5 protein-coding genes are annotated in these 6143 nt (G+C 68.5%); 1 reads left to right on the top strand and 4 read right to left on the bottom strand.

Features of this window, described 5'->3' with window-relative positions; translation table 11 throughout:
- Nucleotides 1-8: 8 nt before the first annotated feature.
- From Rhe02_RS49005 to ypfJ, 4 genes are read right to left on the bottom strand one after another with little or no spacing between them, the layout of a single operon-like run.
- Complete coding sequence (locus tag Rhe02_RS49005; protein ID WP_203915476.1) at nucleotides 9-860, bottom strand: transglutaminase family protein; 852 nt, start codon at nucleotides 858-860, stop codon at nucleotides 9-11.
- On the bottom strand, nucleotides 857-1810 hold the full coding sequence (locus Rhe02_RS49000) for an alpha-E domain-containing protein (protein WP_203915475.1): 954 nt from the start codon (nucleotides 1808-1810) through the stop codon (nucleotides 857-859). Before Rhe02_RS49000 ends, Rhe02_RS49005 begins: the two co-directional genes overlap by 4 nt.
- A complete protein-coding gene (locus tag Rhe02_RS48995) occupies nucleotides 1804-3378 on the bottom strand; it encodes a circularly permuted type 2 ATP-grasp protein (protein ID WP_203915474.1) in 1575 nt (524 codons plus the stop codon). Before Rhe02_RS48995 ends, Rhe02_RS49000 begins: the two co-directional genes overlap by 7 nt.
- Nucleotides 3379-3412: 34 nt before the next feature.
- On the bottom strand, nucleotides 3413-4450 hold the full coding sequence (ypfJ, locus tag Rhe02_RS48990; protein ID WP_203915473.1) for a KPN_02809 family neutral zinc metallopeptidase: 1038 nt from the start codon (nucleotides 4448-4450) through the stop codon (nucleotides 3413-3415).
- 91 nt (nucleotides 4451-4541) lie between these two features.
- On the opposite strand from ypfJ, the gene Rhe02_RS48985 reads away from it, so the two are divergent.
- A complete protein-coding gene (locus Rhe02_RS48985) occupies nucleotides 4542-6134 on the top strand; it encodes an ABC-F family ATP-binding cassette domain-containing protein (RefSeq protein ID WP_203915472.1) in 1593 nt (530 codons plus the stop codon).
- Nucleotides 6135-6143 lie beyond the last annotated feature (9 nt).

Raw genomic sequence — 6143 nt, 5'->3', positions numbered from 1 at the left:
GGTGGGCCTTAGCGTAGGCGGGTTAGTAGGACCTCGACGCCTTGCGTGGTGCTGCCCGGACCGGAGTAGATGCCCTTGAGCGGTGGCACATCGCCGTATTCGCGGCCGCGGCCCACCGCCACATGATGTGGCCCGATCGGCACCCCGTTGGTCGGGTCGTAGCCCGTCCAGCGATCGGTCCACCACTCGACCCAGGCGTGGCTCTGCCCCGCCACCTCCTCGCCGATTTTCGCTTCGGCGTTGGGGTGCAGGTAGCCGGAGACGTATCCGGCCGGGATGCCCATCGAGCGCAGCAGGCCCACCACGAGGTGGCTGATGTCCTGGCAGACTCCGCTTCGCTGGCGCCAGGCGTGCACGGCGTCGGTCTGCACGCCGGTCGAGCCGGGCAGGTACTCCACGGTGTCGCGGATCAGCTCGCAGACCGCGATGGCGGCCGCCTGGGGCGTGTGATGCTCGGCCTTGATGCCGGCGGCCAGCTCGGTGAGCTCCTCATCCAGCGCGGTGCGTGGGGTCGGCAGCGCGAACTCGTGCCAGCGGTCGGCCCCGGCCAGCTCGGCCCAGCTGGGCCCCTCCGGCGCGACCGGGGCGGCGGTCGTCTCCACGAGCGCGGAAGCCTTGACCGCCAGCGATTCGTGCGGACGGGTGAGGTCGAAGGCGGTGACGATGGTGCCCCAATAGTCCTCGTATTTGAACACCTTCGCCGACGGGACCACCTCCACCCGCGCGTCGAGCACCGCTTGCCGAGCATCGCTGCGTGGGGACATCCGGGCCTCGTTGTACGAGGAGGCCACCGTTCCGGCGTACTGGAACCAGGTGCGGTGGGTGATCCGAAGCCGCCAGCTTCCGTTGCCGTTGTTCATACGAAAGCCCTTGGCGCCCAGGCGATAGCGGTGGTGGCACGGAAGTAGCGGCCGGAGACGGCGGCGTTCACCTGAGAGCACGCGCTCTCCACATTGGATAGAACCGTGCTCAGGCTGGCCAGCAGGTCGTCCAAACCGCGAAACTCCAAGTCTGTTCGGGCCCGGCCGATGATGCGCTGCGCCTCGGTGGCCACCCCGGCGCGGCTGGCCTGGCCGGGCGTGCCCGCATGTTCCAGGTCGGCCAGGCACGACTCCGCAGCCGACAGCGCGGCAAAAACCGATCGGGGGAAAAGGCGGTCGAGGAGAAGGAACTCGGCGGCGTGCCGGTCGTCGAGCGCGCCGCGATAGGTGCGCAAGAAGGTCTCCCACGCGCCACAGGAACGCAGCAGGGTCAGCCAGGACTGGATGCTGCCGCCCGCGTCGGCGTGGGTCGACAGCAGCCGGGCCGTCATGTCGGCCCGCTCAAGACTGCGGCCCAGCATGAGGAAGAGCCAGCCGTCGTCGTGACTCATGGTGGCTTCGGTCAACCCGGCCATCAGCGAGCACCGCTCCCTGACCCAGCCGAAGAAGGCATGCATGCCCTGCTGCTCGATGCGCAGCCGGGCCGCGGGCAGGCCGAGCCACGTCGCGTTGAGGCATTCCCACATCTCACTGGAGATGGTTTCCCTTGCGCCACGGGCGTTTTCGCGGGCGGCGGCGAGCGCGCCCACCACCGAGCTCGGGCTGCTCTGGTCGAGGCCGAGCAGGCCCACCACCCGAACCGTGGACACGTGCTGGTCGGCGGCGGCGACGCCCATCACGGTGAGCAGGGAACGGCAGGCGATCTCCTGATCGATCCAGGGGTCGGCGAGCATGCCGTGCACGTGCACGTCGAGGATGCGGGCGGTGCCTTCGGCCCGCTCTATGTAGCGGCCGATCCAGTACAGGGACTCGGCTATCCGGCTCAGCATGACAACCCCGCCTGCTGTTGCTGCTGCTGTTGCTGAACCGCCCCGGCGGCCGCGCCGGGCCCGGGGTCGGGTTGACGCGGCTGCGGCAGCGTGCGCCCGGCCACCCGGTCGTCGGGCCCCGACGGCTCGTCATGGGCAGGGGCGAGCACCCAGGTGTCCTTGGACCCGCCACCCTGGCTCGAATTCACCACCAGCTCGCCCTCGGGCAGCGCCACCCGGGTCAGCCCGCCGGGCAGCACCCAGACCCGTTCGCCGTCGTTGACCGCGAACGGGCGCAGGTCTACGTGCCGCCCGCGCAGCCGGTTGCCGATCAGGGTCGGCACCATGGACAGCGCCACCTCGTGCTGGGCTATCCAGCCCCGGGGATCGGCGGTGATGCGGGCCCGCAGCGCTTCCAGCTCCTCCTGGCCGGTGCGCGAGCCGATGACGATGCCCGAGCCGCCCGAACCGTCGACCGGCTTGAAGACCAGCGAGTCCATCCTTTCGAACGCGTACTCGAGCACCTCGGGCCCGTCGTCGAGACGGTAGGCGGGAACGTTGGGCAGGATCGGCTCCTCGTTGAGGTAATAGCGGATGAGCGCTGGGACATAGGTGTAGAGCAGCTTGTCGTCGGCGACACCGTTGCCCACCGCGTTGGAGATGGTCACGTGACCGGCCCGGGCGGCGTTGAGCAGGCCGGCCACCCCGATCACCGAGTCGGCGCGGAAGTGGACCGGGTCGAGGAATTCGTCGTCTATCCGCCGGTAGATGACATCGACCCGGGTTTCGCCGGCCGTGGTGCGCATCCACACCTCGTTGCCGGAGCAGAACAGGTCGCGCCCCTCCACCAGCTCGACGCCCATCTCACGGGCGAGCAGGGTGTGCTCGAAGTAGGCGGAGTTGTGCACGCCGGGGGTGAGCACCACCACGGTGGGATCGGTCACGCCGGCCGGGGCGGCGGCGCGCAACGCGTGCAGCAGCTGCGCCGGATAGGACTCCACCGGCTGGATCCTTGTCGCCGCAAGCACTTCCGGCAGCACGTGCCCGATCGCGCGCCTGTTCTCGATCACATAGCTGACCCCGGACGGGATGCGCACGTTGTCTTCGAGCACCCGGAACTCGCCCGCTTCATCGCGGATCAGGTCGACGCCGGCGACGTGGATGCGTACCCCGTTGGGTGGATTGACCCCGGCCGCCTCACGGTGAAAGTGGGCGCTGGTCACCACGACCCGCCTGGGCACCACGCCGTCATTGAGCACGTGAGCCGGGCCGTAGACGTCGGCCAGGAACATCTCGAGGGTGCGGATGCGTTGGGAGACACCGGCTTGCACCTTCGCCCACTCGAGCGCGGTGATCAGCCTGGGCACGATGTCGAGCGGGAAGGGCCGCTCCACCCCCTTGAGGGCGAAGGTGATGCCCTGGTCGAGGAAGGCGCGCGCGAGCACCTCCGAGCGCACCGCGAGGTCGGCGCTGGACAGTGACTGCAGCGTGGCGTAAAGCGCCTCGTAGCTGGGCCTGGGCACGCCCAGCTCGGAGAACATCTCGTCCCACCCAGGACCGAGGCGGTATTCCTCGAACAGATCCGCCATCTGCTCACATTACGACAGGTTCATTACCGACGCATTACTGGAAAGTGTTGCACTGGCGGGGGTCGCCGGTCTGGTAACCCTGGGTGAACCATTGCTGGCGCTGCTGTGCCGAGCCATGGGTGAACTTCGACTCGTTGATCCGGCCACCCGCCTGTTGCTGGATTTTGTCGTCGCCCACCGCCGCGGCGGCTTGCAGCGCTTCGTCGATATCCTGCTGGGTGATGCTGGTGAACAGCGGCTTGCCGGTGGCGTCGGTGGTACGCGACGCGGCGTTGGCCCAGACCCCGGCGTAACAGTCGGCCTGCAGCTCCATCGCGACCGAGTAGCGGTTGGCGTTGCCCGGGTCGCGTTGCTGGGCGCGGCGCACCTCGGCCTCGGTGCCGAGCAGGGTCTGCACGTGGTGCCCGTACTCGTGGGCGAGCACGTAGGCCTGGGCGAACTGGCCGGGCGCACCGAAGCGGCGGGCGAGCTCGTCGTAGAAAGTGAGGTCTATATATACGTGGTTGTCGCCGGGGCAGTAGAAGGGGCCCATGCCGGAGCTGGCGGCACCGCACGCGGTGTTCACGCCGCCGCTGAACAGGCGGGTGGTGGCCTTCTGATAGGGCTGGCCGAAGTACTGGGGCAGCGCCTGCTGCCAGTAGGCCTGGATCGAGTTGATGTAGAGCAGGTTGCGGCAGTCGGTGCGCTGAAAACGATCGGGGTTCTGTGCTGAGCAGGCCTTCTGCAGATCGGAGTTGTCCGCGGGCTCGTTGGCCACGTTGCCGCCGCCGAGGCCACCGAGGTTGCTGAGCTGGCTTCCGCCGCCCAGGCAGAGGAATCCCCCTATACATATGGCGGCGATGACGAGAACGGCGATGCCGAGCTTCGGGTTCTTCTTGAACATCGGCAGCATGGCGGTCAGACAGCCGGCGCCTGCGCCGAGCCCGCCGCCGCCCAGGCCTCCGCCTCCGCCGCCGCCGCCTCCGCCGAGGCCGGGGAACCCGCCGCCGCCGGAGCCGCCGGCCCCGCCGCCGGAGCCGCGAAGGTCCTCGACCTGTGACGGATCGAGGTCAGCGTTCTCGTTAATGCTCACGTTCATGAGCGTAAGTGCCTTTTAAACCGTTTTCGAGGTGTTTCGAGAACCAGTAAGATTGCGAGGTTTGCTGTCCGCCTTGGGGGAAATCATGATCACGGCCACCGGCCTCGAATTGCGCGCAGGCGCCCGCATCCTGCTGGGTGAGGCCGCGCCGCGGGTGCAGCCCGGTGACCGGATCGGCCTTGTCGGCCGCAACGGCGCGGGCAAGACAACGATGCTCAAAGTGCTAGCGGGCGAGGGTTCGCCCTACACGGGCCTGGTCGACCGGCGTGGACCGGTGGGCTACCTGCCCCAGGATCCCCGCACGGGTGATCTTGAGGTCACCGCCTCCGATCGGGTGCTGTCGGCCCGGGGCCTGGACACCCTGCTCGCTCAGATGAAGCAGCTCGAGCCCAAGCTCGGTGAGGATGAGCAGCTGCTGCGCCGCTACGGCCAGCTCGAAGACCAGTTCGCCGCGCTGGGCGGATACGGCGCCGAGGCCGAAGCCGCGCGGATCTGCTCCAACCTCGGCCTGCCCGACCGGGTGCTGGCCCAGACCATCGGCACCCTCTCCGGTGGCCAGCGCCGCCGCATCGAGCTGGCCCGGATCCTGTTCGCCGACGCCGGGGAGGCCGGCACCCTGCTGCTCGACGAGCCCACCAACCACCTCGACTCCGACTCCATCGCCTGGCTTCGCGGGTTCCTCGCCGGTCACAAGGGCGGGCTCATCGTCATCTCCCACGACGCGTCGCTTCTCGAGGCTGTCGTCAACAAGGTGTGGTACCTCGACGCCAACCGGGCCACCCTCGACGTCTACAACGTGGGCTGGAAGGCGTACCTGGACCAGCGCGAGACCGACGAACGCCGGCGCAAGCGGGAGCGGGCCAACGCGGAGAAGAAGGCGGGCGCGCTGATGGCGCAGGCCGACAAACTGCGCGCCAAGGCCACCAAAACCATTGCGGCACAGAATATGGCTAAGCGGGCCGAGAAGATGCTCTCCGGCCTGGAGGAGGTGCGCGCCTCGGACAAGGTGGCCAAGGTGCGCTTCCCCACTCCGGCCTCGTGCGGCAAGACGCCGCTCACCGCGGACGGACTGTCCAAATCGTACGGTTCATTGGAGATATTTACCGATGTCGGTGTCGCGGTCGACCGTGGTTCACGCGTGGTCATCCTCGGCCTCAACGGCGCGGGCAAGACGACGCTGCTGCGCATGCTCGCGGGTCTGCTGACGCCGGACACCGGCGAAGTCAAGGCGGGCCACGGGCTTCGGCTCGGCTACTACGCGCAGGAACACGAGACCCTCGACATCGCCCGCACCATCCTGGAGCACATGCGCTCCGCCGCGCCCGAGCAGACGGACACAGAATTACGTCGCATCCTCGGCGCGTTCCTGTTCAGCGGCGACGACGTGGACAAGCCGGCCGGCGTGCTCTCCGGTGGCGAGAAGACGCGGCTGGCCCTGGCCACACTCGTGTGCTCGGGCGCCAATGTGCTGCTGCTCGACGAGCCGACGAACAACCTCGACCCGGTGAGCCGGGAACAGGTTCTGGACGCCATCGCCCGGTACCCGGGAGCGATAGTCCTTGTCACCCACGATCCCGGCGCGGTAGCGGCACTCAAGCCGGATCGTGCCATCCTCCTTCCCGACGGCGACGAGGATGCGTGGAGCGACGATCTGCTGGATCTGGTGGAGCTGGCCTAAATATTGGCG

The sequence above is a fragment of the Rhizocola hellebori genome, assembly GCF_016862955.1.
In the GTDB taxonomy this organism is placed as follows: Bacteria; Actinomycetota; Actinomycetes; order Mycobacteriales; family Micromonosporaceae; genus Rhizocola; species Rhizocola hellebori.
The sequence above is the reverse complement of the archived record's forward strand: the minus strand, read 5'-3'. Positions and strand labels throughout refer to the sequence as shown.